This window comes from Paractinoplanes rishiriensis, assembly GCF_016862375.1.
GTDB lineage: Bacteria > Actinomycetota > Actinomycetes > Mycobacteriales > Micromonosporaceae > Actinoplanes > Actinoplanes rishiriensis.
Window position 1 is genome coordinate 20,428 of the sequence record NZ_BOMV01000056.1, and the last position, 26,299, is coordinate 46,726.

At 73.6% G+C, this 26,299-nt stretch carries 30 protein-coding genes; 21 read left to right on the plus strand and 9 right to left on the minus strand.

Annotation, left to right across the window (positions count from 1 at the left end):
* Positions 1-18: 18 nt before the first annotated feature.
* Positions 19-285: a hypothetical protein gene (locus Ari01nite_RS23865; RefSeq protein WP_203784140.1), complete on the plus strand. Its 267-nt coding sequence runs from the start codon at positions 19-21 to the stop codon at positions 283-285.
* A gap of 36 nt (positions 286-321) precedes the next feature.
* Here Ari01nite_RS23865 and Ari01nite_RS23870 read toward each other — a convergent pair whose 3' ends face one another.
* Positions 322-972 (minus strand): response regulator transcription factor, encoded by a 651-nt coding sequence (locus Ari01nite_RS23870; RefSeq protein WP_203784141.1) that lies wholly within the window; start codon positions 970-972, stop codon positions 322-324.
* The gene (locus tag Ari01nite_RS23875) at positions 969-2,207 is read right to left on the minus strand and encodes a sensor histidine kinase (RefSeq protein WP_203784143.1); all 1,239 of its coding nucleotides are present in this window, start codon (positions 2,205-2,207) and stop codon (positions 969-971) included. The genes Ari01nite_RS23870 and Ari01nite_RS23875 overlap by 4 nt, the downstream gene beginning before the upstream one ends.
* A 110-nt stretch (positions 2,208-2,317) precedes the next feature.
* On the opposite strand from Ari01nite_RS23875, the gene Ari01nite_RS23880 reads away from it, so the two are divergent.
* The 15 genes from Ari01nite_RS23880 to Ari01nite_RS23950 all read left to right on the plus strand — a co-directional run bounded on the left by Ari01nite_RS23880 (position 2,318) and on the right by Ari01nite_RS23950 (position 18,527).
* On the plus strand, positions 2,318-3,073 hold the full coding sequence (locus tag Ari01nite_RS23880; protein WP_203784145.1) for an ABC transporter ATP-binding protein: 756 nt from the start codon (positions 2,318-2,320) through the stop codon (positions 3,071-3,073).
* Positions 3,070-5,406 carry an FtsX-like permease family protein gene (locus tag Ari01nite_RS23885; RefSeq protein WP_203784146.1) on the plus strand — a complete coding sequence of 779 codons (2,337 nt, stop codon included), beginning with the start codon at positions 3,070-3,072 and terminating at the stop codon, positions 5,404-5,406. The genes Ari01nite_RS23880 and Ari01nite_RS23885 overlap by 4 nt, the downstream gene beginning before the upstream one ends.
* A gap of 102 nt (positions 5,407-5,508) precedes the next feature.
* Positions 5,509-7,056, plus strand: coding sequence for a long-chain-fatty-acid--CoA ligase (locus Ari01nite_RS23890; protein ID WP_203784147.1), 1,548 nt, complete (start codon positions 5,509-5,511; stop codon positions 7,054-7,056).
* 79 nt (positions 7,057-7,135) lie between these two features.
* The gene (locus Ari01nite_RS23895) at positions 7,136-8,482 is read left to right on the plus strand and encodes a GlnX family signal transduction membrane protein (protein ID WP_239162969.1); all 1,347 of its coding nucleotides are present in this window, start codon (positions 7,136-7,138) and stop codon (positions 8,480-8,482) included.
* Positions 8,482-9,435, plus strand: coding sequence for a glutamate ABC transporter substrate-binding protein (locus Ari01nite_RS23900; protein ID WP_203784148.1), 954 nt, complete (start codon positions 8,482-8,484; stop codon positions 9,433-9,435). The genes Ari01nite_RS23895 and Ari01nite_RS23900 overlap by 1 nt, the downstream gene beginning before the upstream one ends.
* The gene (locus tag Ari01nite_RS23905) at positions 9,432-10,622 is read left to right on the plus strand and encodes a hypothetical protein (protein ID WP_203784149.1); all 1,191 of its coding nucleotides are present in this window, start codon (positions 9,432-9,434) and stop codon (positions 10,620-10,622) included. The genes Ari01nite_RS23900 and Ari01nite_RS23905 overlap by 4 nt, the downstream gene beginning before the upstream one ends.
* Positions 10,619-12,766, plus strand: coding sequence for a serine/threonine-protein kinase (locus Ari01nite_RS23910; protein ID WP_203784150.1), 2,148 nt, complete (start codon positions 10,619-10,621; stop codon positions 12,764-12,766). The genes Ari01nite_RS23905 and Ari01nite_RS23910 overlap by 4 nt, the downstream gene beginning before the upstream one ends.
* A gap of 16 nt (positions 12,767-12,782) precedes the next feature.
* Positions 12,783-13,730 carry a PP2C family protein-serine/threonine phosphatase gene (locus tag Ari01nite_RS23915; RefSeq protein WP_203784152.1) on the plus strand — a complete coding sequence of 316 codons (948 nt, stop codon included), beginning with the start codon at positions 12,783-12,785 and terminating at the stop codon, positions 13,728-13,730.
* Positions 13,731-13,732: 2 nt separating this feature from the next.
* Positions 13,733-14,998, plus strand: coding sequence for a vWA domain-containing protein (locus tag Ari01nite_RS23920; RefSeq protein WP_203784154.1), 1,266 nt, complete (start codon positions 13,733-13,735; stop codon positions 14,996-14,998).
* Entirely contained in the window at positions 14,995-15,627 is a 633-nt protein-coding gene (locus tag Ari01nite_RS23925) for an FHA domain-containing protein (protein WP_203784156.1), read from the plus strand. The genes Ari01nite_RS23920 and Ari01nite_RS23925 overlap by 4 nt, the downstream gene beginning before the upstream one ends.
* A gap of 46 nt (positions 15,628-15,673) precedes the next feature.
* A complete protein-coding gene (locus Ari01nite_RS23930) occupies positions 15,674-16,114 on the plus strand; it encodes a DUF1707 SHOCT-like domain-containing protein (RefSeq protein WP_203784158.1) in 441 nt (146 codons plus the stop codon).
* Positions 16,115-16,161: 47 nt separating this feature from the next.
* On the plus strand, positions 16,162-16,395 hold the full coding sequence (locus tag Ari01nite_RS23935) for a hypothetical protein (protein WP_203784160.1): 234 nt from the start codon (positions 16,162-16,164) through the stop codon (positions 16,393-16,395).
* Positions 16,392-16,856 (plus strand): Clp protease N-terminal domain-containing protein, encoded by a 465-nt coding sequence (locus Ari01nite_RS23940; protein WP_203784161.1) that lies wholly within the window; start codon positions 16,392-16,394, stop codon positions 16,854-16,856. Before Ari01nite_RS23935 ends, Ari01nite_RS23940 begins: the two co-directional genes overlap by 4 nt.
* On the plus strand, positions 16,846-17,700 hold the full coding sequence (locus Ari01nite_RS23945) for an ABC transporter ATP-binding protein (RefSeq protein ID WP_239162970.1): 855 nt from the start codon (positions 16,846-16,848) through the stop codon (positions 17,698-17,700). The genes Ari01nite_RS23940 and Ari01nite_RS23945 overlap by 11 nt, the downstream gene beginning before the upstream one ends.
* Positions 17,697-18,527: an ABC transporter permease gene (locus Ari01nite_RS23950; RefSeq protein WP_203784162.1), complete on the plus strand. Its 831-nt coding sequence runs from the start codon at positions 17,697-17,699 to the stop codon at positions 18,525-18,527. Before Ari01nite_RS23945 ends, Ari01nite_RS23950 begins: the two co-directional genes overlap by 4 nt.
* Here the strand turns inward: Ari01nite_RS23950 and Ari01nite_RS23955 are convergent.
* Complete coding sequence (locus Ari01nite_RS23955; RefSeq protein ID WP_203784163.1) at positions 18,513-19,307, minus strand: inositol monophosphatase family protein; 795 nt, start codon at positions 19,305-19,307, stop codon at positions 18,513-18,515. The two genes, Ari01nite_RS23950 and Ari01nite_RS23955, sit on opposite strands and share 15 nt — an antisense overlap.
* A gap of 485 nt (positions 19,308-19,792) precedes the next feature.
* Between Ari01nite_RS23955 and Ari01nite_RS23960 the strand changes: the two genes are divergently transcribed.
* Positions 19,793-20,356, plus strand: coding sequence for a dihydrofolate reductase (locus Ari01nite_RS23960; RefSeq protein ID WP_203784164.1), 564 nt, complete (start codon positions 19,793-19,795; stop codon positions 20,354-20,356).
* Here Ari01nite_RS23960 and Ari01nite_RS23965 read toward each other — a convergent pair.
* Both Ari01nite_RS23965 and Ari01nite_RS23970 read right to left on the minus strand, forming a co-directional pair.
* The gene (locus Ari01nite_RS23965; protein WP_203784165.1) at positions 20,248-20,910 is read right to left on the minus strand and encodes a hypothetical protein; all 663 of its coding nucleotides are present in this window, start codon (positions 20,908-20,910) and stop codon (positions 20,248-20,250) included. The two genes, Ari01nite_RS23960 and Ari01nite_RS23965, sit on opposite strands and share 109 nt — an antisense overlap.
* Before the next feature lie 5 nt (positions 20,911-20,915).
* Positions 20,916-21,281: a PadR family transcriptional regulator gene (locus Ari01nite_RS23970; protein ID WP_203784167.1), complete on the minus strand. Its 366-nt coding sequence runs from the start codon at positions 21,279-21,281 to the stop codon at positions 20,916-20,918.
* A gap of 233 nt (positions 21,282-21,514) precedes the next feature.
* On the opposite strand from Ari01nite_RS23970, the gene Ari01nite_RS23975 reads away from it, so the two are divergent.
* Positions 21,515-21,757 carry a hypothetical protein gene (locus Ari01nite_RS23975; RefSeq protein WP_203784169.1) on the plus strand — a complete coding sequence of 81 codons (243 nt, stop codon included), beginning with the start codon at positions 21,515-21,517 and terminating at the stop codon, positions 21,755-21,757.
* 172 nt (positions 21,758-21,929) lie between these two features.
* Here the strand turns inward: Ari01nite_RS23975 and Ari01nite_RS23980 are convergent, their stop codons facing one another.
* Both Ari01nite_RS23980 and Ari01nite_RS23985 read right to left on the minus strand, forming a co-directional pair.
* On the minus strand, positions 21,930-22,199 hold the full coding sequence (locus Ari01nite_RS23980; RefSeq protein WP_239162971.1) for a hypothetical protein: 270 nt from the start codon (positions 22,197-22,199) through the stop codon (positions 21,930-21,932).
* A gap of 19 nt (positions 22,200-22,218) precedes the next feature.
* A complete protein-coding gene (locus Ari01nite_RS23985; protein ID WP_239162972.1) occupies positions 22,219-23,049 on the minus strand; it encodes an alpha/beta hydrolase family protein in 831 nt (276 codons plus the stop codon).
* Positions 23,050-23,110: 61 nt separating this feature from the next.
* Between Ari01nite_RS23985 and Ari01nite_RS23990 the strand changes: the two genes are divergently transcribed.
* Positions 23,111-23,887 (plus strand): alpha/beta hydrolase, encoded by a 777-nt coding sequence (locus tag Ari01nite_RS23990; protein WP_203784173.1) that lies wholly within the window; start codon positions 23,111-23,113, stop codon positions 23,885-23,887.
* Positions 23,888-23,941: 54 nt separating this feature from the next.
* Positions 23,942-24,310 (plus strand): hypothetical protein, encoded by a 369-nt coding sequence (locus tag Ari01nite_RS23995; protein WP_203784174.1) that lies wholly within the window; start codon positions 23,942-23,944, stop codon positions 24,308-24,310.
* Here Ari01nite_RS23995 and Ari01nite_RS24000 read toward each other — a convergent pair.
* A complete protein-coding gene (locus tag Ari01nite_RS24000; RefSeq protein ID WP_203784175.1) occupies positions 24,288-24,620 on the minus strand; it encodes a hypothetical protein in 333 nt (110 codons plus the stop codon). The two genes, Ari01nite_RS23995 and Ari01nite_RS24000, sit on opposite strands and share 23 nt — an antisense overlap.
* Before the next feature lie 113 nt (positions 24,621-24,733).
* Here Ari01nite_RS24000 and Ari01nite_RS24005 point away from each other — a divergent pair, with 113 nt between their 5' ends.
* On the plus strand, positions 24,734-25,561 hold the full coding sequence (locus tag Ari01nite_RS24005) for an alpha/beta fold hydrolase (protein ID WP_239162973.1): 828 nt from the start codon (positions 24,734-24,736) through the stop codon (positions 25,559-25,561).
* On the opposite strand, the gene Ari01nite_RS24010 is transcribed toward Ari01nite_RS24005, so the two are convergent.
* Complete coding sequence (locus Ari01nite_RS24010; protein ID WP_239162974.1) at positions 25,549-26,172, minus strand: HAAS signaling domain-containing protein; 624 nt, start codon at positions 26,170-26,172, stop codon at positions 25,549-25,551. The genes Ari01nite_RS24005 and Ari01nite_RS24010 overlap by 13 nt on opposite strands.
* Between the last annotated feature and the right edge of the window lie 127 nt (positions 26,173-26,299).

Here is a 26,299-nt window from a genome sequence, read left to right on the forward strand (position 1 = left end):
CCGACCGAGGAGATCACGATGACCACGATGCTGACCGCGGCCCGGGCCGAGGCACTGTTCACCAGTACCCTGGCGACCGGCAGTCACCCGTCGCACGGCACCGCCGACGAGGCGATCCGCCTGGCCGTCCGCCTCCGCGGCGGCGTGCGGGCCTGCGCCGCCGAGGTGGCCGCCGAGTTCGGCGACCATCCCGACCTGGCGGTGCCGCGCATGCGGTGGGCGCTGGCCACCATCCAGGAGTTGTACGCCCGGCGCCCCCGCCGCAGCTGGGAACTCGTCGCCTGACGTGGGCGGCGGTTCGATGCCGGGTCGCGCCCCCGGTCAGCCGCGCAGGTAGGTCAGCACCGCCCGGACCCGCCGGTGGTCGTCGGCGTCGGGTGGCAGGTCCAGCTTGGTCAGCACGCTGCCGATGTGCTTGGCCACCGCCGCCTCGCTGACCACCAGGTGGCGGGCGATCGCCGTGTTGGAGCGGCCCTCGGCCATCAGCGCCAGCACCTCGCGCTCCCGGTTGGTCAGCAGGCTCAGCGGGTCGCGGCGGCGCCCGATCAGTTGGCGGACCACCTCGGGGTCGACCACCGTGCGTCCCCCGGCCACCGCGGACAGCGCGTCGACGAAGTCGGTCACGTCGCCGATCCGGTCCTTCAGCAGATAGCCGACGCCGGCGCCGCGGCCCGAGTCGAGCAGTTCGGCGGCGTAGGCGGGCGCCACGTACTGGCTGAGCACGAGCACCGGCAGTTCCGGGTCGGCGGCGCGCATCGCGATCGCTGCCTGGAGGCCCTCGTCGCTGAAGCCGGGCGGCATCCGCACGTCGGTCACCACGATGTCGGGGCGGTGCTCGGTCACCGCGGCGCGCAGCGCCACCGCGTCGCCGACCGCGGCCACCACCTCGTGCCCGAACCGGCGCAGCATCACCGTCACGCCCTCGCGCACGATGACGCCGTCCTCGGCGATCACCACCCGCAGCCCGGTCACGACGGCACCGGAATCTCGACGCGGAGCCGGGTCGGGCCGCCGCGCGGGCTGGAGATCGCCACCGCGCCGTCCACCGCGGCCACCCGGTCGGCCAGGCCCACCAGGCCGGAGCCGCCGGCCGGGTCGGCGCCGCCGTGGCCGTCATCGTGCACCTCCAGCACCAGCCGGCCGCCGTCCACCCCGGCGGTCACCGCGGCCCGCCGGGCTCCGCTGTGCTTGGCCACGTTGGTCAACGCCTCCACCACCACGAAGTACGCCGTCACCTCGACCGTCGCCGGCAGCCGGCCGGGCAGCCGGACCGTGACGTCGACCGGGATCGGCGCGGTGCCCGCCACCTCGCCCACCGCCGCCTCCAGGCCGCGGTCGGTCAGCACCTTGGGATGCACGCCCCGGATCAGCTCGCGCAGCTCGGTCAGCGCCTGCTTGGCCAGTTCGTGCGCGGTGGCCACCTGGTCGCCCGCGGGCGACCCGGCCGGCAGCTCCAGCCGGGCCATGCCGAGCTGCATGGTGAGCGCGACCAGCCGCTGCTGGGCGCCGTCGTGCAGGTCGCGCTCGATGCGCCGGCGTTCCAGCTCGAACGCGTCGACCAGCCGGGCCCGGGAGCGGGTCACCTCGACCAGCTTCACGTCGGCGCCCTCGATGCGCGGGGCCAGGATCGCGCGGGCCATGGCGGCCCGCGCGCCGGCCCAGGCGGTCACCGGGTAGGCCATGATGACCAGCAGCGGGACACCGGCGACGGCAACCGGGACGGTGAGGGCGAGCGACTGGTCGTCGATGTAGAACGGGCCGGCGATCAGGATCATCGGGAAGTAGACGGCGCCGGCCACCACGATCGCGTCCATCCAGCACAGCACCATCGCGGACAGCATCGTGTAGCCCAGCTCGCGCCAGGTCGCCGGCTCGCGCAGCCGGAGCGCGACCCAGGCCCGCAGCCCGGCGCCCGGTGCCGGCCGGTGCGGGTCGGGCAGCGGCTCGACGTCGACCAGCCGCATCCGCCAGCGTTCGAGCCGGCCCACCGCCACCCCGGCCAGGACGGTCGCGACATAACCGGCGACGCCGATCACGACGATCGACAACGCGATGCCGGCCACCAGCAGGCTCAGCACGGCCAGGATGGTCGTGAAGCCCAGCAGCGCCCCGCCGGTCAGATACAGGTACGACCGCCACGGCCAGGCCGAACGGAGAAAATGCGTGGGCCGCAAGGTGAGCGCGTCAAGCGCGTTGCGGACCGGCATGGGTGCGACGCTACCGGCCGGCGGCGCGGCTGTCGGTAGTGCTGGATATACCGTCAAGACTCCATCCAGGCCTACCGACAAACCCGCCGCGCGCCGGTTGGCTGGTGGGCATGACAAGGGCAGACACACCACCGGCGGTCGAACTGAGCCGGGTCACCAAGCGGTACGGCGGCGGCGAGCAGGCGGTGACCGCGCTCGACCGGCTGGACGCCGTGTTCCCGTCCGGCACGTTCACCGCGGTGATGGGACCGTCCGGTTCCGGCAAGTCGACGCTGCTGCACTGCGCCGCGGGCCTGGACCGGCCCACCGAGGGCGCGGTGACCATCGACGGCACCTCGGTCACCGGCCTCTCCGAGCGCGCGCTGACCCGGTTGCGGCGGGCCCGGGTGGGCTTCGTCTTCCAGGCGTTCAACCTGGTGGCCGCGCTGACCGCGGCGCAGAACGTGGCGCTGCCGCTGCGCCTGGCCGGCCGCCGCCCGGCCGCCGGCGAGGTCACCGCGATGCTGGCCGAGGTGGGCCTGGCCGACCGCGCTGGGCACCGTCCGAGCGAGCTCTCCGGCGGCCAGCAGCAGCGGGTGGCGATCGCCCGGGCGCTGGTGACCCGGCCCGCGGTGCTGTTCGCCGACGAGCCCACCGGCGCGCTGGACGCGGCGTCCGGGCGCGACGTACTGCGCCTGCTGCGCGAGTCGGTCGACCGGCACGGCCAGACCGTGGTGATGGTCACCCACGACCCGTTCGCGGCCGCACACGCCGACCGGGTGCTGTTCCTGGCCGACGGCCGGGTGGTCGACGAGCTGTCCGGCCCGGCCGGCGCGCCGGAGATCGCGGTGCGCACCGCGCGCCTCGAGGCGGGGGTGCCGTCATGAGCCTGGCCTGGCAGATGGTGCGGCACCGGTTCGCGAGCTTCGCCGGTACGTTCGTCGCGATCGCGCTCGGCGTCGCGGTGATCGCCGGCTCCACCACCGTCTACCTGTCGTCCCGGCCCGAGGCACCGGCCCGCTATGCCGCCGCGGCCGTTCTGGTGCACGCGCCCGAGGCCGGCGACACCGGCAGCAGCCGGCCGGACTACCGGACCTGGCCGGCCGCCGAGGCCACCGCGCTGGCCGGCCGGCTGGCCGGGCTGCCGGGGGTGTCCGCGGCTGCCGCCGATCCGGCGTTCTACGTGCAGCGGCTCGACGCCGGCCGGCCGGTCGGCGACCCGGAGGCGGCCCGGATCGACGGGCACGCCTGGTCGTCGACGGTGCTCGGTGGTTACCGCCTCATCACGGGCACCGCCCCGCGACGACCCGGCGAGGTGGCCGTGGCCGGTGCCGCGCCCGGCACCCGGATCGACGTGCTGACCGCCGCCGGCCCGGCCACCTGGACGGTCACCGGCACGGTCGACGGACCCGGCTTCTATCTCGCCGACGAGGTCGCGCTGCCGATGGCGGCCGGCGTCCGGGTCATCGGCCTCACCGTCGACGGCGATACCGAGGAGGTCGCCACGGCCGCGCGGGGCATCGTCGGCGCGGGCGACGTCCTGACCGGCGCCGCCCGCGACGAGCTCGAACCGGAGAACATCACCCGCACCCGCTGGCTCGGCGCCCAGCTGCTGATCGCGATGGTGACGCTGGGCGCGTTCGTCGCGGTCTTCGTGGTGGCCTCGACCTGCGCGCTGAGCGCCGCGCAGCGGCGCCGCGAGATCGGCCTGCTGCGGGCGGTGGGCGCTACTCCCGGTCAGGTCCGGCGGATGATGTACGCCGAGACGCTGGTCGTCGCGGTGCTCGGCGGGCTGGCCGGACTGCCGCTGGGCGGCCTGGCGGCGCTGACCCTGGACGGCCCGCTGGTGGCGGCCGGGCTGGAACCGGCCGGCTTCCAGGTCACCACGCAGCCGGCCGCGCTGGCCGGCGCCTTCCTGACCGGCGTCGTCGTGGCGCTCGCCGGTGCCGGGGTCGCGGCCCGCCGGGCCAGCCGCAACCCGGCGCTGGACGCGCTGCGCGAGGCCGCGGTGGAGCGCCGGGCCATGCCGGTGACCCGGTGGATCGCCGGCCTGGCCTGCGCGGCGCTCGGCCTGCTCCTGGTGGTCCGGCTCGGCGACATCCCGGTCGGCATGCAGTCCACCGCCGGGCTGGGTTCGGCGATGCTGCTGCTCACCGCGGCCGCGCTGCTGGCACCGGTGGTGATCGGGCCGCTGGTGCGCGCGGTGACCTGGCCGTGGCGCCGGGCGGCCACCGGCATGCTGGTGCGCGAGGGCACCCTCGTCGCGGTGCGGCGGGTGGCCTCCACGGCGGCGCCGGTGATCCTCACCGTCGGCTTCACGGTGCTGCTCACCGGCACCGTCGCGACCATCACCAACGTGCAGGGCATCGACGAGGCGGCGGACATCCCGGCCGCCACCGTGCTGGCCCCGGACGGCGTCCCCGGCCTGAGCGAGGCCGTGGTGCAGGCCCAGCCCGGCACCGCCCGCCTCGGCACCCGCGTCCTGATCACCCGGGACGGCACCACCACCGCCCACGACGCCGCCGCGATCCGCGGCGGCAGACCCGGCGGGGCACCGGCCGTGACGCTCGACCGCGCCACCGCCGGCCTGCTGCACGCCGGGGCCGGCACCCGGCTGGACCTGGTCTGGGCCGACGGCACCAGCGCGACGCTGCCGGTCGCCGCCGTCGTGGCCGACGGTCCGGGCCTCACCGTGCCCTGGGACCTGGTGCGCCGGCACGACCCGAACGCGCTGGCCGGCGCTGTGCTGCTGTCCGGGCCGGCGGTGGCAGCACCGGGCGCCAAGGTCATGACCGCCCGCGACTACGTGCAGGTCGCCATCGACGAGGAGGGCCGCCTGGTCGACCTGTTCCTGGCGGTGCTGATCGGCCTGTCGGTCGGCTACACCGGGCTCGCGGTGGCCAACACGCTGCTGATGGCGACGGCCGCCCGCCGGCCCGAGTTCCGGGCGCTGCGGCTGGCCGGCGCGACCACCGGGCAGGTGCTGCGGGTGACCACGGCCGAGGCGCTGCTGGCGGTGGCCGTGGGCACCGCGCTCGGCGCGCTGGTGGCCGGCACCTCGCTGAACGGGGTGGTGGCCGCCGTCGAGGCCGAGCTGGACCGGACGGTCCCGCTGGTCGTCCCGTGGACCGCGGCCCTCACCGTGACGGCCGCCTGCCTGCTCGTGGCGGTCGCCGCCACCGCCCTTCCGGTGCTGCGGCACCGCGGCACGAGCTCGTGAAACACGAACGAAACGACGGTTCCGTGGTCTCCGTCCGGCGTGCTCGAATGGGTCGGACGCCACCCGCACGCCACGAAAGACGCCACGAAGGGGACCGACCGCATGCTCAACCTCTCCGTCCTGCTCGAGGACAGCGCCCGCAACTATCCGGAGCGCGCCGCGGTCGTGCTGGGCGGCCAGCGGCTGACGTACGCCCAGGTCGAGGCGGCCGCCAACCAGGTGGCCGGGCTGCTGGTGGAACGCGGCATCCGGCCCGGCGACAAGGTGGCTCTGTCCTGCCCCAACCTGCCGTACTTCCCGATCGCCTACTACGGCATCCTCAAGGCGGGCGCCGTGGTGGTCCCGCTGAACGTGCTGCTCAAGGGCCGCGAGATCGCGTACCACCTGAGCGACTCGGAGGCCAGGGCGTACCTGTGCTTCCAGGGCACCCCCGAGCTGCCGATGGGCACCGAGGGCTGGTCCGGGTTCGGCGAGACGCCGGGCTGTGAGCACTTCTTCCTGATCACGGCAGACCCGGCCGCGGCGTCGCCGATCGAGGGCGCCGAGACGCTCGGCACGGCGCTGGCCGGTAGGTCACCGGTGTTCGAGCCGGTGCTGCTGCCCGAGACCGACCCCGCCGTGATCCTCTACACCAGCGGCACCACGGGCCAGGCCAAGGGCGCCGAACTGTCCCACGCCAACCTGATCCTCAACGCGCTGACCTGCAACCGGCTGTTCGGCAGCAAGCCGGGCACCGACACCCACCTGCTGGTCCTGCCGCTGTTCCACTCGTTCGGCTCGACGGTGAACATGAACGCGGGCTTCGCGACCGCGTCGACGCTGGTACTGCTGCCCCGGTTCGACGCGGCCGCCGCGGTCAAGCTGCTCGAGTCGGAGAACGTGACGTTCTTCGCGGGCGTGCCGACCATGTACTGGGGGCTGCTCAACGCGCTGACCGACGAGGTCGACGTGGCCCGGATCGCGAGCAACATGCGGATCGCGGTGTCCGGCGGGTCGAGCCTGCCCGTCGAGATCATCCGGGAGGTCAAGGAGCGGTTCGGGGTCACCATCCTGGAGGGGTACGGGTTGTCCGAGACGTCGCCGGTGGCCACGTTCAGCGACCCGGACAGCGACCCGCGGCCGGGCTCGATCGGCATACCGGTCTGGGGCGTCGAGCTGAAGCTGATCGACGAGTCGTGGAACACGGTCGAGGGCACCGACGAGATCGGCGAGATCGCGATCCGCGGGCACAACATCATGCGCGGCTACTACAACCGGGCCGAGGCGACCGCCGAGGTGATGCGGGACGGCTGGTTCCGCAGCGGTGACCTGGCGCGGCGCGACAAGGACGGCTTCTACTACATCGTCGACCGGGCGAAAGACATGATCATCCGGGGTGGCTTCAACGTCTACCCGCGGGAGATCGAGGAGGTGCTGATCACCCACGAGGCGGTGTCGCTGGCCGCGGTGATCGGGGTGCCGCACCCGAGCCACGGCGAGGAGATCAAGGCGTTCGTGATCCTCAAGGAGGGCGCGTCGGTCACCGGGGACGAGCTGATCGCCTGGGGCCGGGAGCAGATGGCCGCCTACAAGTACCCGCGGATCGTGAGCATCGTCGACGCGCTGCCGATGACCGCCACCGGCAAGCTGCTCAAACGCGCCCTGAGCTGAGCAGGACCCCGCCGGGGTTGATCGCTTGCATGCGTGCCGCACAGTGGACGGGCAGGGTGGCTCGGCCGACGGAGGAAGCTTGAGTACAGCTTTGGCGGCCCGGCCTCAACCGGGCAGGCAGCAACCGGATACCCGGCTACCGGGCACGCAGCGGCCGGACGCGCAGGTCCTGCGGCCGGAGCGGGGCGGCCTGTTCCGCCGGCTGCGCGCCCTGCGGCACACGTCACCGGGCCGTCTCCAGCTCGCGCTCGCCGCGCTGCTCACCCTGGGCCTGCTCACCGGCCTGGTCGGCGGGCTCACCGGCTACTCGGCCGGGTCCGCCACCAGTGACCTGGGCAACCGCGCGCAGCCGCTGCTGGTCGAGGCCGAGGCGATCTACTCGGGGCTGGCCGAGGCCGACACCACCGCGGCGCAGGCGTTCCTGGCCGGCGGCCTCGAACCGGCCGCGCTGACCCGGCGCTACGACGACGCCCTCACCCGGGCCACCACCGCGCTGGCGTCCGCGGCCCGCCGGACCCCCGAGGGCAGCCCGGCCGCCGCGTCCATCGAGGTCCTCGCGAACGGAGTGGCCCGCTACGCGGCGCTGGTGGCCACGGCCCGCGCGGTCAACCGGCAGGGGCTGCCGGTCGGCGCGTCGTACCTTTCCTCCGCCTCGGCACTCAACCGCGATGTGCTGCTGCCGCAGGCGCAGGCGTTGTTCCGGGGCGCACAGGACGAGGTCGCCGGCGGCTACGACGACGCCACCGGCGCCGGCTGGCGCCTCCTGCTCACGGTGCTGGTGGCCGGCCTGCTGGCGGCCCTGCTGCTGACCCAGGCTCACCTCAGCCTGACGACCAAGCGGACGTTCAACGTGCCGCTGGTCGGCGCCACCGTGCTGACCGCGCTGCTGGCCCTCGGCAGCCTGATCGTGCTGAGCAACCAGAGCACCCACCTCAACCGGGCCGGCACCACCGGTTCGCAGCCCGCCTCCGCGCTGGCCGAGGTCCGCATCCTGGTGCTGCGCGAGCGCGGCGACGAGGCGCTCACGCTGGCCGCCCGGGGCGGCGGCGCCGCGTACGACAAAGACTTTGAGGACGCCCGGGCGAGCGTGGGCACCGCGCTGGGCAACGAATACCTCACCACCAAGGCGCGCGGCGCGCACCAGACCTACCTCGAAACCCACGAGACCGTGCGCGAGCTGGACAAGAACGGTGACTACGACGCCGCGGTCAAGCTGGCCATCGGCGACCAGACGACGGAGGCGTTCGAGACGCTCACCGCCGAGATCGCGACCGCACTGGAGGGGCGCAAGGCGGCCTTCACGGCGGAGATCGGCACCGCCGGGCGCGGCCTGGGCCTGCTCACCGTGCTGGTCCCGCTGCTGGCCCTGGCGGTCTGCGTGCTGGCCGCGGCCGGCATCCGGGCCCGGCTCGAGGAGTACCGCTGATGGCGCGTACCCGATATGTCGTGGCCGTTGCACTGGTCCTCGCCGTGGCCGGTTGTTCCGGCGATTCGTCGCCGCTGCCCGCGCCGACCGGCCCGCCCACCGCGACCGCCACGTCACCGGCGACCAAGGCACCGGACACCGCCTGCAACCCGCGCGCCAGCCTCCGACCATCCGGCGCGCTGCCGAAACCGGGCCGGATGCCGGCCGGCAGCTGGATGGCCGAGATCCAGAAGCGCGGGCGGCTGATCCTCGGCACCAGCCAGGACACCCTGTTGTTCAGCTCGCGCAACCCGTTCACCGGCAAGGTCGAGGGCTTCGACGTGGACATGGGCCGGCAGGTGGCGGCGGCGATCTTCGGCAACCCCGACAAGATCCAGATCAAGGTCATCGGGTACGACGAGCGGGTCAGCGCCGCCCGCGACGGCAGCGTCGACCTCGTCGCGGACACCATGACGGCGAACTGCGAGCGGTGGGCGGACGTCCACTTCTCCACCGTCTACTACGAGGCCGGCCAGAAGGTCCTGGTGTCCACCGACTCGCCCGCGAAGTCCATCGAGGACCTGGGCGGCAAGAAGGTGTGCGCCGCGGCCGGCTCCACGTCGTACGACAACATCGCCACGGTGCGCAGCCAGCCCGCGCCGGTGGCGGTGGCCAAGCCCGCGTTCGGCGACTGCCTGGTGGCGTTCCAGCAGAACGAGGTGGACGCGATCTCCACCGACGACACCATCCTGGCCGGGATGGCGGCCCAGGACCCGTACGCCAAGGTGATCGGCCCCAAGTTCACCGAGGAGCCCTACGGCATGGCCATGTCGCAGGACCACCCCGAGTTCACCCGGTTCGTCAACGCCGTCCTGGAGCGCAGCCGGGCCGACGGCACCTGGAAGGCCACGTACGAGAAATGGCTGGGCGAGTTCGGCCCGGCGCCCGCGCCGCCCGCGGCCGAGTACCGATGACCGCCCCCTCGATCGCGCCGGCCGACGCCGAGCTGCAGCGCCTGGAGACCGCGATGACCGCCATCGCGGCCAACCTGGTCGACCTGGACGACAACCCGGCCCGCAAGGACCTCGACCGGACCCGGCTGACCGGCCGGACGGCCGCGGCCTGGCAGGACGCCGCCGAGTCGCTGGCCCAGCTGTGGGACGGGTACCGCACGCTGACCGAGCTGATCGCCCGGGCCCGCGCGCTGCGCGACCGGCGCCGGCTCAGCGACGCCGACCGGGCCGCGTTCGTGCACGAGGTGCTCGGCCGGTCGGTGCACCTGTCCACCACCACGGTGCCGCTGGCCCAGCGCGGGCTGCTCGGCGCCGGCCAGGTGCACACCACCTGCTCCCCCGCCGAGCTGCTGTCCGCCATGGAGGCTGCGTTCGCCACCGCGGCCGGTGTGGCGACCCGGGCGGGCGAGATCTGGCACCGGCTGCTGCCGGCCGCCGCCGACGCGACCGCGTCCGTCGAGCACGTGCGGGCGCTGGTCCGGGCCGGTGGCGGCAGCACCCGCACCGTCGACGAGGCCGACCGGCGGCTGCGGATGTTCACCGCGACGCTGGCCACCGACCCGCTCGCCGCCGACGAGCACGATCTGGTCGCCGTACGGGATCTGGTGGCCCGGGCGGACGCCGAGCGCACGTCCGCCGCCGAGCTCAGGGCGGCGCTCGGCCAGCGGCTGGCCGACGCGCACGCGCTCGCCGGCCGGATAGCCGAGGCCCAGCGCGCCGCCGACGCCGCCCGGCAGGCCGCGGCCGACCGGTTCCGCGAGCAGGACCTGATCACGGTACGCGGCGGCGACCTGCGGCCTGACCTGGCCGCCGTGGACGCGCTCGCCGCCGCCGGGCAGTGGGCGCTGATCAGCCCGCGGCTGGCCGACTGGACCAGGCGGGCCCGGGAGCGGCTGGCCGCGCTGGACACCGCGGCGGCCCGCAACGCCGGGCTGCTGACCGACCGCAACGAGCTGCGCGGCCGGCTGGACGCCTATCAGGCCAAGGCGCTGCGCCGCGGCCTGGCCGAGACCGCCGGGCTGTCCGCGCTGGCCGAGGCCGCCCGCACCGCGCTCTACACGGCGCCGTGCGACCTGCAAGCGGCGCGGGCCGCCGTCGACGCCTACCAGGATGCGCTCACCGCCACGATCGCGAGGGACGGCCGATGAGGTGCGAACGGGACTGCCCCGGGACGATCGAGGACGGCTACTGCGACACCTGCGGGATGGCGCCCGCGGCGAAAAAGACGGAAACCGCCCCTTCGCTCTCCATCCGTACCGCTGCCAGCGGCTCCGGGCGGAGCGCCCGCACCGCGTCCCGCCGCCGCTTCGGCGGTGGCCTGGTCGACGTCGCGCCGGTGGTGCAGGCCGACCCCGCCACCGCGGTGATGACCCGGGCCGAGGTGCCCGAGGCGAAGCGGTACTGCGCCAAGTGCGCCAACCCGGTCGGCCGGTCCCGCGGCGAACGCACCGGACGCACCGCCGGCTTCTGCCCGTCCTGCGGCGAGGCGTTCAACTTCACCCCGAAACTCGGCAAGGGCGACCTGGTCGGCGGGCAGTACGAGGTGGTCGGCGCGCTGGCGCACGGCGGCCTCGGCTGGATCTACCTGGCCGTCGACAAGAACGTCTCGGACCGCTGGGTGGTGCTCAAGGGCCTGCTCAACGCGGGCGACGAGGATGCGCTGGCCGCCGCGGTGGCCGAGCGGCGGTTCCTGGCCGAGGTCGAGCACCCGAACATCGTCAAGATCTACAACTTCGTGGAGCACGACGGCGCCGGCTACATCGTGATGGAGTACGTCGGCGGGCAGTCGCTCAAGGACATGCTCAAGGAGCGGCGGGCGGCGGCCGGCGGCAAGCCCGATCCGCTGCCGGCCGACCAGGCGCTCGCGTTCGTGCTCGAGATCATGCCGGCGTTCGGCTACCTGCACGACCGGGGCCTGATCTTCTGCGACTTCAAGCCGGACAACGTGATCCAGTCCGGCGACCAGATGAGGCTCATCGACCTGGGCGGCGTGGTGCACGTCGACGACCTGGACGCCGCGATCTACGGCACGGTCGGCTACCAGGCGCCCGAGATGGCCACCGAGGGGCCGTCGATCGCGTCCGACGTGTTCACCATCGGCCGCACCCTGGCGGTGCTGACCACCGACTTCCGCGGCTACCAGAGCACGTTCAAGGACACCCTGCCGGATCGCGACGAATTCGAGGTGTACCGCCGGCACGAGTCGTACTACCGGCTGCTGCTGCGGGCCACCCGGATCGATCCGCGCGAGCGGTTCGTGGACGCCGCCGAGATGACCGAGCAGATGCTCGGCGTGCTGCGCCAGGTGCTGGCCGCCGACGGCCAGCCGCGGCCGGCCACCTCCCGGCTGTTCACCGGCGAGCTGCGCACCGACCTGAGGGCCGACGATCCGCGCTGGCAGGACCTGCCCGCCCCGCTCGTCGACCTCACCGACCCGGCCGCCGCGTTCCTGGTCACCGTCACGGTCACCGACCCCGCGCAGGTGCTGGCGCTGCTGCGGACCGCGCCGGCGGACACCGTCGAGGTCCGGCTGCGCGCGTTGCGGGCGCAGATCGACCTGGGCGCCCGCAGCGGCCGGTTCGACGACGCCTTCCGGGCCCGCGACGAGTTGCTCGCCGGCGACGCCGCGGACTGGCGGGTGGCCTGGTACGACGGCCTGATCGCGCTGGCCACCGGCGCGCACGAGGTGGCCCGGCAGCGGTTCGACGCGGTCTGGTCGGCACTGCCCGGTGAGCTGGCCCCGCAGCTGGCCCTGGGCCTCGCCCTGGAACTGGCCGGCGACCCGGCCGCGGCCGGCTACTACGACGTGGTGAGCCGCACCGACCCCGCGTTCACCACGGCGGCGGCCGGACTGGCCCGGTGCCGGCTCGGCGCGGGTGACCGCAGCGGGGCCGTGGAGGCGTGGAACAGGGTGCCGGGCACCTCCTCGGCGTACCGGACCTCGCAGGTCGGGGCCGTGCGGGCGCTGGTGCAGTCGCACCCGTCGTCGCGGTCCGACGTGAGCTCGCTGGCCGCGGCGGCCGCGCTGATCGAGCGGCTGGAGGTCGAGGCGGCACAGCTCGCGGCGCTGCGGGCCGAACTGCTGGAGGAGGCGCTGCGGTCGGTGGCCGGGGGTAGGGTGCTGCTGCCCGCCACGGTGCTCGGCAGCACCCGGCGCGGCGAGATCGGGGAACGTGACATCCGGTTCGCCCTGGAAAGCGCCTATCGCGAGATGGCACAGGCGGCACACGGAGCCGAGAAGATCCGCCTGGTGGATCTCGCGAACGCGTCCCGGCCGAGGACGCGGACATGAACAGGAACGAGGCACGATGACGATGACCGACTGCGCCTCGTGCGCCGACGAGCGCGCGGCCGGCGCGGCCTTCTGCGAGGCCTGCGGCCGGCAACTGGCCGAGGAGGCGGCCGGCCCACCCTGCCCGCACTGCGGTGCGGCAGCGCCGGCGGACGCCGACGGGTACTGCGAGCAGTGCGGGATGCTGGCCGGCCGGCCGCGCGACCACCTGGAGACGGACTGCGGCGCGGTAGCCGCCGGGGTGACCGACCGGGGCCAGCGGCACCACCGCAACGAGGACGCCATGTGGCTGGCCGTCCGCGGCACCGACGTCGACCTGGTGATCTGCGACGGCGTCTCGGCGTCGTTCGACCCGGATGTCGCCTCGGAGACCGCGGCGAACGAGGCCGGCGCCCGGCTGGCGCTGTCGCCGGACGTCGGCTCGGCGATCCTGTCGGCCAAGTCGGCGGTGGCCGAACTGGCCCGCAACGGCGACCCGCGGCGGGAGGCCTCGAACCCGGCGTGCACGATCGTGACCGCCACCGTGCGCGGCGCGGACATCAACATCGGCTGGGTGGGCGACAGCCGGGCCTACTGGCTGCCCGACGAGGGCGTGGCCGAGCAGCTCACCGAGGACGACTCGTGGGCCACCCACGCGATCGCGATGGGCGCCGACCCGCAGGAGGCGATGCGCGACCCGAAGGCGCACGCGATCACCGCCTGGCTGGGCGCGGACGCCGCCCCGATCCTGCCCCGGACCGGCGCGTTCACCGTGGTCGGGCCGGGTTGCCTGATCCTGTGCAGCGACGGCCTGTGGAACTACCTGCCGGACCCGGAGGACTTCACGCTGCTGCTCCGCGAGCACTTGCGCCCGGACGCCACGCTGATCGAGGCCGCCCGCGGACTCGTCGACTTCGCGAACGCGGCGGGCGGTGGCGACAACATCACCGTGGCTCTGGTGCCCGTACAACCCGTCAAGGAGTAGGAATGCCGTATTCCGCCGAGGCCTTCCAGAACGAGTTCCTCGCCCTGGGCGCGACCGAGGTCAACGCGATCGTGACGGTCACCTCCTCCGGCTCCGCGGGCGGCCGGCGCACCGCCGGGGCCACCGAGATCATCATCGTCGACGCGTCCGGCTCGATGCAGGCCGAGGGGCGCATCCAGGCGGCCCGGCAGGCGGCCAAGGCCGCGGTCGAGTGCATCGACGACGGCGTGCACTTCGCGATCATCGCCGGGGTGAGCACCGCGCAGCAGCTGTTCCCGGCGCCCGGCCAGTTGGCCGTGGCGTCCGGCGCGACCCGGGCCGAGGCGGTCCGCTCGATCGACCGGTTGCAGGCCAGCGGCGGCACCGCGATGGGCGCCTGGCTGCTGCTGGCCGCCCAGCTGTTCGCGCAGCGGCCGGGCGACATCGCGCACGCCATCCTGCTCACCGACGGCGACAACGGCGAACGCCACGGCTATCTGGAGAGCGTGCTGTCCACCATCGGCGGGAGGTTCACCTGCGACTGCCGGGGCGTCGGGGTCAACTGGAAGGTCGCCGAGCTCCGCAAGATCGCCGACGCCCTGCTGGGCACCGTCGACATCGTGGCCCAGCCGGCCGGGCTGATCGTCGCGTTCGAGGAGATGATGACCAAGGCGATGGGCAAGACCAGCGCGGACGTGCAGCTCAAGCTGTGGACGCCGGTGAACTCCTCGGTCCGGTTCGTCAAGCAGGTCGAGCCCGAGGTGACCGACCTGACCGGAAAGCGCGTCCCGGACGGTCCGCGAGCCGGCCGCTACCCGCTGGGCTCGTGGGGCGCCGAGAGCCGCGACTACCACGTCTGCGTCGACGTCGCGCCCGGCTCGTCCGGCGACGAGATGCTCGCCGCCCGGGTGTCCGTGGTGGAGGACGACCAGGTGCACGCGCAGGCCCTGATCCGTGCCGTGTGGACCGACGACACCGCGCTGTCCACCCGGATCAACCGGCAGGTGGCGCACTACACCGGGCAGGCCGAGCTGGCCGAGGCGATCCAGGCCGGCATCGAGGCACGCAAGGCCGGCGACGACCGGACCGCGACCCTCAAGTTCGGCCGGGCCGCCCAGCTGGCGCACGCGAGCGGCAACACCGCCACCGAGGAACTGCTGGCCACCGTGGTCGACATCGAGGACCCGGCGACCGGCACGGTCCGGTTGCGGCGCAAGGTGGACGCGGCCGACGAGATGGCCCTGGACACCCGGTCCACCAAGACCGTCCGGGTCGGGCGGGCGCAGTGACGACCTACACCTGTCCCCGCGGGCACGCCTCGGCGACCGACGACTTCTGTGACGAGTGCGGCGCCAAGATCGGCGGCCCGGTCACTGTCGCCGCCCCGGCCGCACCGGCCCCGCCGGCCCGGCCCTGCCCGCACTGCGGCGCGCCGCGCGCCGGCGAGGGCCGGTTCTGCGAGGACTGCGGCTACGACCACCACACCGGCCGGGTGCCCACGCTGGACCCGCCCGCCGCCGTACCGGCACCGGCCGGCCGGTGGACCGCCACGATCGCGGTCGACCGCAAGTACTTCGAGGACAACGCGATCGAGGGCGTCGAGTTCCCGGCCGACACGCCCTCGCGCACGGCCGAGCTGCCGGCACCGCAGGTGCGCATCGGCCGCCGCAGCGTCTCCAAGGGCACCCACCCCGAGATCGACCTGGCCGACACGGATCCCGGGGTGTCGCACAGCCACGCGCTGCTGACGCTGAGCGTGGACGGCGCCTGGCTGGTGTCCGACCTGGGCTCGACGAACGGCACCTGGCTCAACGACGAGCAGCGGCCGCTGACCGCCGGCGAGACCCGCGCGCTGAAGGACGGCGACCAGGTGCACGTGGGCGCCTGGACCACGATCACCCTGCACGCCCCGATCTGACCCGAAACGCCACGGCGGCACCGGCCGCCGGGTTACCTTGCCGGGCATGGGGCGCGACCAACGGGTCGGGCACGCCGAGCGGACCCAGGTGCTCGGTCTGCTCGGGAACGCCTACGAGGCCGGGCTGCTGCCGGTCGGCGACTACGACGCCCGGGTGGCCGCGGTCGGCACCGCCACGTACGCCTCCGAGCTGAGTTTTCAGGTGTCCGATCTGCCGCCGGCCTATGCCTGGGGCGCCCGGGCGGCTCCCGCAGAACCGCGCGCGGCCGGTCGGATAGCCCTGATTCTGGGGATCGCCTCGGTGCCGCTGTCGTTCTGCGCGATCGGCGGCATCCTCGGCGTGCTCGCGGTGATCTCCAGCCGCGGCGCCGGAACGGGCGTGACGCTCGCCCTGATCGGGCGGATCTTCGGCATCGTCGGTATCGCGCTGTCTCTCACCGCCGTCTTCGCCTTCTTCTACTTCCGCAACGCCAGCCTCGGACCGTAAGCAACTCGGGTTGACTATCCGACATGTAAGCAACTACGGTTGCTTACATGTCGTTGGAGATTCCCGCCACGGGCGAGGTCGCCGACCGGCTCGCGGCCGTGGGTGCGCTGCGCCGCCTGGCCGACGGGCTCGAGGACGCCGCCGTCGAGGAGGCCATGCGGGCCGGCTGGGGCTGGCCACAGGTGGCCGAGGCGCTGGGCGTGACCCGCCAGGCGGTCTACAAGAAGCACGCGAAGCGGCTCATCGCCGCGGGCGTCACGCTGAGGAGGCGCTCGGGATGAGCGATTTCGACCACTACCTGCACCGGATCATCACGGCCGCGGCCGGCGAGGCCACGGCCGACGGCTCGGGCACCGTCGAGGCACACCACCTGCTGCTGGCCATCGCCCGGGACGGCACGTCGCCGGCCCTGGCCGCGGCCGGGCTCGACCACGCCGCGGTCCGCCGGGCGCTCGACCGCGAACTGACCCACAGCCTGGCCGCCGCCGGCGTGCACCTGGACGGCGCCCTGCCCACGCCGGCCGCCCCCGAGGGCAACCCCAAGCTGGGCGCCACCGCCCGGGCCGCGATCGACCGGGGCCTGCAAGCGGTGCCCCGCAAGCGTGACTGCCGGCCGCCGCACGTCCTGCTCGGCGTGGTGCTGACCCCGGTCGGCACGGTGCCGCGGGCGCTCGAACTGGCCGGCGTGGACCGGGACGGCCTGGCCGACGGCGTACGTCAGGAGGTCACCGATGCCGGGTGACCTCGCCATCGACGTCGACGACCTGCGGATGCGCTACGGCAGCACAGACGTCCTGCACGGCGTCAGCTTCCGGGCCGAGCCCGGCGAGGTGCTGGCCCTGCTGGGTCCGAACGGCGCCGGCAAGACCACCACGGTCGAGATCCTCGAGGGTTTCCGGCTCCGCTCAGCCGGCCGGGTCGCGGTGCTCGGCGCCGACCCGGCGACGGCCGGCGAGGACTGGCGGGCCCGGGTCGGCGTGGTGCTCCAGTCCTGGCGCGACCACGGCAAGTGGCGGGTCCGCGAGTTGCTCGCGCAGATGGCCGCCTACTACCCGGGTCCCTGGGACCCGGACGCCCTGATGGCCGCCGTCGGTCTCACCGACCGCAAGGTCCGCACCCTGTCCGGCGGCCAGCGCCGCCGGCTGGACGTGGCGATCGGCATCGTGGGCCGGCCCGACGTGCTGTTCCTGGACGAGCCGACCACCGGTTTCGACCCGGAGGCCCGCCGCGACTTCCACGACCTGGTCCGCGGGCTGGCCGCCGAGCACGGCACCACGATCCTGCTCACCACGCACGACCTGGACGAGGCGGAACGGCTGGCCGGCCGCATCCTGGTGCTCGACGGCGGCCGGATCGTCGGCGACGGCACCGCCGCCGAACTGTCCCGCCGGATCGCCGGCCGCGACGAGGTGCGCTGGTCGCTGCGCGGCGAGCGGTTCGCCCGGCCCACTGAGGAGCCGGCCCGCCTGGTGCACGACCTCTACCGCGATCACGGCGACGCCCTGCGCGACCTGGAGGTCCGCCGGGCGTCGCTGGAGGACACCTATCTGGCACTGGTGCACAAGGCGGAAGGACGGGCGGCATGACCCGGGCACTGCGCGCGGGCCGGTCCCGCGGCCTGATCGAGTTGCGGCAGTCGGTCACCAACGGCGGCGACCTGTTCAACCACTTCTTCTGGCCGGTGCTCATGCTGGTCACGCTGTGGTTCCTGCGCGACCGCGACTTCGGCGGCTTCCCGCTGGCGGCCCTGGCGCTGCCCGGCATCCTCGGCATGAACGCGGCGATGGCCATGATGTCGATGAGCCAGCAGCTGACCGCCGACCGCGAGGACGGCACGCTGCTGCGCGCCCGGGCCATGCCGCACGGCATCACCGGCTACCTGACCGGCAAGCTCATCGCGGTCTCCGGCGGCCTGCTGATCGACCTGGCGATCTTTCTGATCCCGGCACTCTTCCTGATCGACGGCCTGGCGACCGGCCGCCCGGAGACCTGGTTCACGCTGCTGGCCGTCCTGGCGCTCGGCCTCGCCGCGACGCTTCCGGCGGGCGCGGTGCTGGGCTCGGCGATTTCGACCGTACGCGGCCAGAGCTTTTTGACCTTGCCGGTCCTGGCGGTGATCGCGGTCTCCGGCATCTTCTACCCGATCACGGTGCTGCCCGGCTGGCTGCAGGGCCTGGCCCAGGTGTTCCCGGTCTACTGGCTGGGCCTGGGCATGCGATCGGCGCTGCTGCCGCCGTCCTCGGTGGTGGTCGAGATCGGCGACTCGTGGCGGCACGCCGAGATGGCCGGCGTGCTGGGTGCGTGGGCCGTGCTGGGCCTGCTGGTGGCCCCGGCGGTGCTGCGCCGGATGGCCCGCCGCGAGTCGGGCTCCACCCTGGCCGGCCGCCGCGACCGCGCGCTACAGCGGGTGTAGCGCCCCGATCGTCTCCAGCGCCCGCCGCCGGATCGCGTCCCCGCGCGCATAGATCGACGCACCCGGCCCAGGCCGCGGCGTTCCGTCCAGCCGGCTGTACGACCCGCCCGCCTCGGTCACGATCAGCGAGGTGGGCGCGAAGTCCCAGATCTGCCCACCGGTCTGCAACGCGATGTCGAGATCCCCGCGCGCCACCATCAGCGCCGGGTGCACGTCCCACGGCAGCTTCGGCGTCAGCGCCTCGACCGGCCGCACGAGTTCGGGCGCCCAGTCGGCCGGCACCGCCGAGAACCGGCTCCCGGCAACCTCGTCCGATCCCGCCGGGCCTACCCGGATCGAGGTCCCGGCCACCACCCGTCCCCCGATGACCCGCCCCTCGAAGGCCCCGCCCCCACGGGTGGCCCACCAGATACTTCCCTGCGCCGGGTGCGCCGCCACGCCGAGCACGATTTCCCCGTCCTCCTCCAGCGCCAGCAGGATGAGCCACCGCTCATCCCCCGCCACGAACAGCGCCGTCCCGTCGATGGGGTCGACGATCCACCGCCGCGACGCATCCGGCCCCGAGGTCTCCCCGTGCTCCTCCCCCAGCACCGCGTCATGCGGCCGCCCGGCCGCGAGCACGTCCCGGATCGCCGTCTCCACCGCCCGGTCGGCCGCGGTGACCACACTGCCGTCCGCCTTGAGCTCGGTGGGCAGTTCCGCCAGGGCCGCAAAGTGCGGCAACGCCACCGCCGCCCCGGTAAGCACCGCCCGCTGAGCCAGCTGAAGGTCACTCTCCACGCCGCCATCCTGCCCGCCCGCGGTTGCCACCCACCCGCTTCCACCCCGATGTCACCCACTTTTCACGCTTCCCGCCGCCGCCGGGCTGCATGCTCCCTCGAGGCAATTGATTTCGGCCCGCCGTGCCCGGACAAAAGCCGCGCCGCCGCCCAGACGGCGAATCAGCGGTGGATGGCGCAGAAACGAACGACGGCGAAGGTCGACGGACCCTAGATCGCCGACACGTCGATCTCGGGCGTCCGTCGTCCCGAGACGTGGCCGACAGTCCCACCATTCGGCGCTGGCGCGGGAGATAAGGACCAAATCGCCCAAGCCGGGCGTGCGCTTCCCGGATCTTGTCGATCTGCTGCGCCTCCCGGACAGCAGATCGTCACACCTTGGCGCGTGCGGTGGTTGCGCGGTACCGCCTTCGGCCTCCCGGCGGGGGTGGCGGCACCGGGATCCCCGCTTCCCGGGCCGGTGCGGGCCGGCAGCATCATGGCGGCATGACGGTGATGTTGATTGCGTCGGTGGACCGGAACCGGGTGATCGGGCGGGACGGCGACCTCGCCTGGCGGCATCCGGATGACCTGCTGCGGGTTCGGCGGCTCACGATGGGCGGCACCCTGGTGATGGGGCGCCGCACGTACGACTCCATCGGCCGGCCGCTCGCCGGGCGCCGCACCATCGTGGTCACCCGCCGGACGGACTGGCAGCCGGCGGGTGTCACCGTCGTGCACTCCGTCGGCGGGGCACTCGAGGCCGCGGGCGGGGACGTGATCGGGTTCGGCGGGGGTGAGATCTATGCGCAGCTGTTGCCGCACGCGGACCGGCTGGAGATGACCGAGATCGACGCCGAGCTGGCGGGGGACGTCTACTTTCCGGAGATCGACCCCGCCCGCTGGAGTGCGAGCCGCCGCGAGGAGCGCGACGGCTTCAGCTGGGTCACCTACGAGCGGCGTCAGACACCCACCCGGGGCCGGGAATCGCGCAGGGACCAGCGGCGGGCCAGCACCGTGGCGCCGGCCAGGGCCGCCAGCACGATGAACGCCTCGGCGAAGATCACGTAGGACGCCTGGCTGTAGTCCGTGGTCCAGGCGAAGGCCATCGTCACCGGGGTGATCAGGATGCCGGCGAGTGGCACCAGCACGGCCATCGCGCGGATCGTCGCGCCGATCCGGGGCATGTCGCGCAGCCGGAAGTACAGCGTGGTCAGCGCCACCGCGACGACCACCACGGCCGGCACGCCGTAGTAGATGCCCAGGGCCACCTGGACGGGCCAGTCCTCGCCGCCGGGGCCGAGGGTCATGAAGTCGAACAGCGGCAGCATCAGCTTCAGCACCACCGCGCCGGCCACGCCGCCCAGCGCCACCGCGATCAGGGCCTCGCCGAGCAGGCGGCGGTAGTCGGGTGGTTCGCGGTGGACGCCGGCCTCGTCGGCCAGCCGGCGGGCGAACGCGGGCACGTCGGTGCCGAGCAGGCTCTCCGGGGTGACGCCGTCCGCGGCGGCGGCGTCCAGGTCGAGGCGCAGGTCGGCGGCCAGGGCGGTGCGGTCGGCCGGGCTCACGCCGTGGGCGCGCCAGGCCCGGTCGGCGGTGGCCAGGACTTCATCGATGCTGTCCACGAGTGTCAGCTCCCCGGGGATTGCTGGTCGGATGAGGTGAGGACGCCGCCGACGGTGTCGGTGAACCGCGTCCACTGCTGTTGCCAGGCGGCCAGGCGGTCCCGGCCGGGGTCGGTGAGGGCGTACACCTTGCGCGGGGGCCCGGACGGGCTGGCCTGCTGCTCGTCGGCGACCAGGCCGAGCCGGCGCATCCGGGTGAGCAGCGGATAGATGGTGCCGTAGCTGACCGGGCCGAACCCGGCCGTCTCCATCCGGCGCACGAGTTCGTAGCCGTGCGCGGGATCGCGGGCCAGCAGCGCCAGCAGGCACATGTCGAGCACCCCGCGCAACAGCTGCGTCTGCCGCTCGCTGTCGCCGTCAAGCTCTATCATGCGAGACATAGTACGCTAGGTACTAGGCGTCGCGATATACCGGAGGCGGGACTGTCCGCAGGACCGCCGCATCGCCCAGCAATGGCGCCGCGGTGAGACACCCGCCGACCCCGAGACGTCCTGGGTCACCCGCACTCCGCCACAGATGGCCGACGCGGCCCTCGCCCGCGTTCGCCGAGCGCTTCCCCTGGGTTCAGGACGACCTGCGCGCCCTGACCTCACCGCACCCGGTCGTGGTCGACGGCTGGGGTCTGCGTCCCGACCTGGTCGCCCCGACCCTCGACGACCCGCGCCGCATGGTCGTCCTGGTACCCACCCCCGGGTTCCGCCGGCGCCAGCTGCGCGAACTGCCCCGGGCCGCCCGCTTACCGCATCAGGTCAGCGACCCCGAGGCGGCGCAGCGCAACCGCTTCGAGCGCGACCGCCTGATCGCCGACGACGTCGTGCGCCGGCCCGCGAGCACGACATCCGGGTGATCGAGGTGGGCGGCTCCCGGGACGCCGCCGGGATGGCCGACCTGGTGGCCACGCACTTCCACCCGGACCTAAAAGATCTTGGCAGTGAGGCGGCACCTGCCGAAACAACGCGCACAAACCGACCGGACCGTGATTAGCGTCAATCTCGATTATTTCAAGAGCGCGGTGGTGGTCAGCAGCCCGGGCCGGCGGCCACCCCGTTGACGATGCGGTAGGCCGAGATGTCGCCCTTCACCCAGCCGGTCAGCTCGGTGATCCGCTTCGGGGGCTCGGCGTACACCGCGACGTAGGCCGTGATCGCCGCGTCGACCGAGCGGCAGGTCGCGCGCGAGGCGACCTCGCGGGCGCGCTTTTCGGCGTCGCCCTGGTTCAACGCTGCGTAAGAAACGCCGGCAACACTTACCGTTACTGCTGCGGCCATTGCTACGTGGGTGAGCTGCACCGGAGCAGCCTAGGCAAGATCACCCTGCGTGCTCAGCCGTCCGAACGGGCGGCACTTCGGACCATATGGGTGAGTCCAGGCGGTCGCGCAGGAAAGTCAGGATCAGGCCGGCGACGCGGGGGAACTCGGGGTGGCCGGGCCTGAGGTACTGGCCGTGGCCGGCGCCGGGTACGGCCACGAAACGCTTCGGCCACGGCACCGCCTCGAAGACCGCCCAGCCCGCGCTGAGGGGCACCACCTTGTCGCGGTCGCCGTGCACGAACAGGACCGGGACGCCGGTGCCGCCGAACTCCGCGAGCGGGCGGCGGCCGGCGATCGAGACCGCGGCCAGCAGCGCCGGGTCGTGGCCCGCGCGCAGGATACCGAGCGTGGTGGTGCCGCCCGCCGAGAAGCCGACGGCCGCCACGCGGCCGACGTCCAGATGTCCGGCGAAGAGGTCACCCTCGCTGCCGTCGAGCGCTTTCACCCGGTCGAGCACGTACGCGGCATCGGCCGGCTGGTTGCGTATGTCGTGCCGGTCGACCCGGACCCGGGCGTTGGTGTGCGGGTACGCCGGCGCGGCCACCACGAACCCGGCTTCGGCCCAGGTGGTGGCCAGCGGCGTGAAGTGTGCGGGCAGGCCGCCCAGGCCGTGGCTGAACAACAGGATCGGGTGCCGGCCGGTCAGCACCGCGGGGTGCCACACCGTGGTGGGCAGCGGCCGGTCGGCGCCGCGGGCCAGGGCCAGCACCCGGGTGAGCACCTTGACCCGGGCCACCGCGCGCACCACCGCGGACTCGGCCACCTCGGCCTCCGCCACGCCGGTCGCACACCCGGCAAGCAGCATCAGCAGCACGAGGACCGCCGACATTCTGCGCACCTCTGGAGCATAAAAACGTCACGCCACCCGACAAATCGGCGTTGTGGGGTCGATGAGACGACGAATCCTGCTGAGTACCGGCGCAGCGGTGGCCGCGGCCGCCGGATTGGCCGGGTACCACACCCGAACAGGTGATTCGACGCCGGTGGTGCCGGACGCGCCGGCCGGGGTCGAACGCCTGGAACGCCGGTGGTCCAAGGCCCGCGGCCGCGAGGTCGACTTCTACACCGCGGTGCCGGCCGGCCACGGCGCCGGGCGCGGGCTGCCGGTGTGCCTGATCCTGCACGGCGGCTCCAAGACCCCGGCCGACTTCGCGAAGCTGGGCCTGGGCCGCTTCCTCACCGACGCGGTACGCCGGGGCGCTCCCCCGTTCGTGCTGGCCGGCGCGGACGGGGGCCGGCTGTTCTGGCGCCCGTCGGCCGGCGACGACCCGCAGCGCCTGGTGCACGACGAGATCCCGTTCTGGTGCCGGGCCCGCGCGTTCGACACCACCCGGATGGCGGCCTGGGGCTGGTCGATGGGTGGCTACGGCGCACTGCTGCTGGCCGAGGCGTTCCCGAGCTTTCTCCGGGCGGTGGCCGCGTTCTCCCCCGCGGTGCGGCCGGACGACGACGTCACCCGCAACGCCAGCCTGCTGCGCGGCACCCCGGTGGGCCTCTGGTGCGGCGACGACGACGGCTACTCCGACGACGTCCGCCACCTGGCCGGACGCCTGCCGGAACCGATGGCGGCCGGCAGCTTCGGACCCGGCCGGCACAACTTCGGCTACTGGTCGCGGTGCGTGCCCGATGCGTTCGACTTCCTCGGCGGGGCTTTACGACCCGGATGACGGTTCCGTACCGTGGTGACACAGAGCAACGGTTCCCACACGCTGGAGGATCCCATGCGTCGTGCCGCTGTCCTACTCGCCCTCGTCGTGGCCGGTCTCTGGGTCGCCACCCCCGCCCAGGCCTTCGCCCACAACCACGTCCACAACGCCACCCTGCACGCCGTCCTGGACGCGTTCACCCTGGTGGTGGTGTCCGCGCCGGTCTGGACCGCACTGCTGTGGGCGGGCGGCAACCGCTGGCTGCTGGCCGGTCTGATCGGCGTGGTGCAGATTCCGGTCGCGGTCATCGGCTTCGTGCCGATCGTCGACCCCTACCTGCACCTGACACTCTTCGTGATCGCCATCGCCCTGACCGGCGCCTCGCTGCGGATCGTCCGCCGGCAGGCGCGGGCCGCCGCAATCACCGCACCCACTCACCGGTAGGCGCGCGGACGGCCAGGCCGACGACGTCCCGGCCGTCCCTGATCAACTCCACGTCGGGGCATCCGTTCGTCGCCGGGTGCCAGCCGCCGGACGGGTCCCGGACCGCGTTGTGCCGGCAGTGCTCCTCGTCGACGTATCCCCAGGCCAGCAGCAGGTCCCGGCCACCCATCGAGTAGCGGCCCACGCTGGCGGTGCGGCCGTTCTCGTCGCGGCGGAAGAAGTCGGCCCGCAGGCCGGGCACCGGAACGCCCTCGAACGACGCGTCCTGCACGGTCCGATGCGGATGAAATTCGGTCAAGTCGGGCAACACGCCGCTGATCAAACCACATCGGAGATCCGGCTCAGGAAATTCACAACGTTCCCGTACACGTCGGTGATCGGGTTTTAACCTGGCTGTCAAGTGTGATGCCGGACAATGGACCCGTGGTGGCCGAGACGATGGTGCCGGTCAACGGCATCGAGTTGTGCGTCGAGACGTTCGGGGAGCCGACCGATCCCGCGCTGCTGCTGATCGCGGGCGGGGCCAGTTCGATGGACTGGTGGGAGGACGAGTTCTGCCGGCGGCTGGCCGCCGGCGGGCGCTGCGTGATCCGGTACGACCATCGGGACACCGGCCGCTCCACGTCGTTCCCGGCCGGCTGCCCGCCGTACTCCGGTGTGGATCTGGCCCATGACGCACTCGGCGTGCTCGACGCACTCGGCGTGCACCGCGCCCACCTGGTCGGGATGGCCATGGGCGGAGCCCTGGCGCAGCGGATCGCGGTGGAGCGGCCGCACCGGGTGCGCTCGCTGACGCTGATGTCGGCGGTTCCGGGCGAGACGCCGGCACACCCGGCGCCGGCCGTGACCGACTGGTCGCACCGCCGCGCCTCGGTCCGCCGCATGATCGCCGCGATCCGGGAACGGGGCGGGCCGTTCACCGCCGACGAGCCGCACCTGCGCCGGCTCGCCGAACGGATCTACGACCGCACCACCGACATGGCTGCCTCGCAGGCCAACCACCACTGCCTCGCGCACGGGCCGCCGGTCCGGCCGCGGCTCGGCTCGATCACTGCACCCACCCTGGTGCTGCACGGCACGCTCGACCGGGTGGTGCCGGCCGCCGACGCGCACGCGCTGGCCGCCGAGATCCCCGGCGCGCGGCTCGTCTGGCTCGACGGGGTGGGCCACGAGTTCCCGCCGATGGCGGTCTGGGCCCAGGTGATCGACGAGATCAGCGGCGAGGCGTCGCGCGGCCGTCAGCCCGCCTGACCGCCCCGGCGCAGCTGGTTGAGCAGATAGATGCCGGCGCCCACCGAGCCGCCGCACAGCAGCAGGTACATCAGGACCGCCACCCCCTCGCCGTAGAACGGCATGGCGGCGACCAGGAACACCATGAGCATGGCGGCGGCCGCGCAGGAGCCCGCCGTGACGATCCACCCGGTCGCCTTCGCCGCCACCGTCCAGTGCGGCGACGCGGTCACCATCAGCATCCCGGCCACCGGGCTGATCACCGGCAGCACGACCGCGCCCGCGGTGAGCAGCCCGATCGCGGCGTACTCGGGCGCGCCCCCGGCGGTCGTGGTCCGGACCAGGCGCGGCACCGGCGGCGGCGCGATCAGCGCCGGCAACCGGATGTGCGGCGGCAGGTTGCCCCGCCGGGCCGCCGCCACCAGCGACTCGGGCGGCCCTAACCGCCCGATGATCGAGGCGGCGTCCTCGATCGGCTCGACCGCGCTGGCCCGGCGCGCCGCGATGTAGTCGGCCACCGTGCTCATCAGCTCGTCACGCAGTTCGGGCGACAGGTCCTCGCTCTGCGCCCACAACGCGGCGAGGTAGTCCAGGACGATCACATCGGTGTGGGCGAGAGGTGCCGTGGTCATGCCCATCAGGATCGGCGCCGGGTGGTCACGGCCACATCGGCCCGCGGACCGAATCTCGATCGGCGCATCTGCCTTTCGGCCGATGGGCCCGCCGCGCCACCGGTCGCGCCCGCCTCGACCGGCGAAG

What these genes read in the sequence shown, in the direction of transcription:
- Ari01nite_RS23865 (WP_203784140.1), top strand. Translation starts at nt 19, where the DNA reads ATGACCACGATGCTGACCGCGGCCCGGGCCGAGGCACTGTTCACCAGT.
- Ari01nite_RS23875 (WP_203784143.1), bottom strand. Translation starts at nt 2,207, where the DNA reads ATGCCGGTCCGCAACGCGCTTGACGCGCTCACCTTGCGGCCCACGCAT.
- Ari01nite_RS23880 (WP_203784145.1), top strand. Translation starts at nt 2,318, where the DNA reads ATGACAAGGGCAGACACACCACCGGCGGTCGAACTGAGCCGGGTCACC.
- Ari01nite_RS23885 (WP_203784146.1), top strand. Translation starts at nt 3,070, where the DNA reads ATGAGCCTGGCCTGGCAGATGGTGCGGCACCGGTTCGCGAGCTTCGCC.
- Ari01nite_RS23890 (WP_203784147.1), top strand. Translation starts at nt 5,509, where the DNA reads ATGCTCAACCTCTCCGTCCTGCTCGAGGACAGCGCCCGCAACTATCCG.
- Ari01nite_RS23900 (WP_203784148.1), top strand. Translation starts at nt 8,482, where the DNA reads ATGGCGCGTACCCGATATGTCGTGGCCGTTGCACTGGTCCTCGCCGTG.
- Ari01nite_RS23905 (WP_203784149.1), top strand. Translation starts at nt 9,432, where the DNA reads ATGACCGCCCCCTCGATCGCGCCGGCCGACGCCGAGCTGCAGCGCCTG.
- Ari01nite_RS23910 (WP_203784150.1), top strand. Translation starts at nt 10,619, where the DNA reads ATGAGGTGCGAACGGGACTGCCCCGGGACGATCGAGGACGGCTACTGC.
- Ari01nite_RS23915 (WP_203784152.1), top strand. Translation starts at nt 12,783, where the DNA reads ATGACGATGACCGACTGCGCCTCGTGCGCCGACGAGCGCGCGGCCGGC.
- Ari01nite_RS23920 (WP_203784154.1), top strand. Translation starts at nt 13,733, where the DNA reads ATGCCGTATTCCGCCGAGGCCTTCCAGAACGAGTTCCTCGCCCTGGGC.
- Ari01nite_RS23930 (WP_203784158.1), top strand. Translation starts at nt 15,674, where the DNA reads ATGGGGCGCGACCAACGGGTCGGGCACGCCGAGCGGACCCAGGTGCTC.
- Ari01nite_RS23935 (WP_203784160.1), top strand. Translation starts at nt 16,162, where the DNA reads ATGTCGTTGGAGATTCCCGCCACGGGCGAGGTCGCCGACCGGCTCGCG.
- Ari01nite_RS23940 (WP_203784161.1), top strand. Translation starts at nt 16,392, where the DNA reads ATGAGCGATTTCGACCACTACCTGCACCGGATCATCACGGCCGCGGCC.
- Ari01nite_RS23945 (WP_239162970.1), top strand. Translation starts at nt 16,846, where the DNA reads ATGCCGGGTGACCTCGCCATCGACGTCGACGACCTGCGGATGCGCTAC.
- Ari01nite_RS23950 (WP_203784162.1), top strand. Translation starts at nt 17,697, where the DNA reads ATGACCCGGGCACTGCGCGCGGGCCGGTCCCGCGGCCTGATCGAGTTG.
- Ari01nite_RS23960 (WP_203784164.1), top strand. Translation starts at nt 19,793, where the DNA reads ATGACGGTGATGTTGATTGCGTCGGTGGACCGGAACCGGGTGATCGGG.
- Ari01nite_RS23970 (WP_203784167.1), bottom strand. Translation starts at nt 21,281, where the DNA reads ATGATAGAGCTTGACGGCGACAGCGAGCGGCAGACGCAGCTGTTGCGC.
- Ari01nite_RS23985 (WP_239162972.1), bottom strand. Translation starts at nt 23,049, where the DNA reads ATGTCGGCGGTCCTCGTGCTGCTGATGCTGCTTGCCGGGTGTGCGACC.
- Ari01nite_RS23990 (WP_203784173.1), top strand. Translation starts at nt 23,111, where the DNA reads ATGAGACGACGAATCCTGCTGAGTACCGGCGCAGCGGTGGCCGCGGCC.
- Ari01nite_RS23995 (WP_203784174.1), top strand. Translation starts at nt 23,942, where the DNA reads ATGCGTCGTGCCGCTGTCCTACTCGCCCTCGTCGTGGCCGGTCTCTGG.
- Ari01nite_RS24010 (WP_239162974.1), bottom strand. Translation starts at nt 26,172, where the DNA reads ATGACCACGGCACCTCTCGCCCACACCGATGTGATCGTCCTGGACTAC.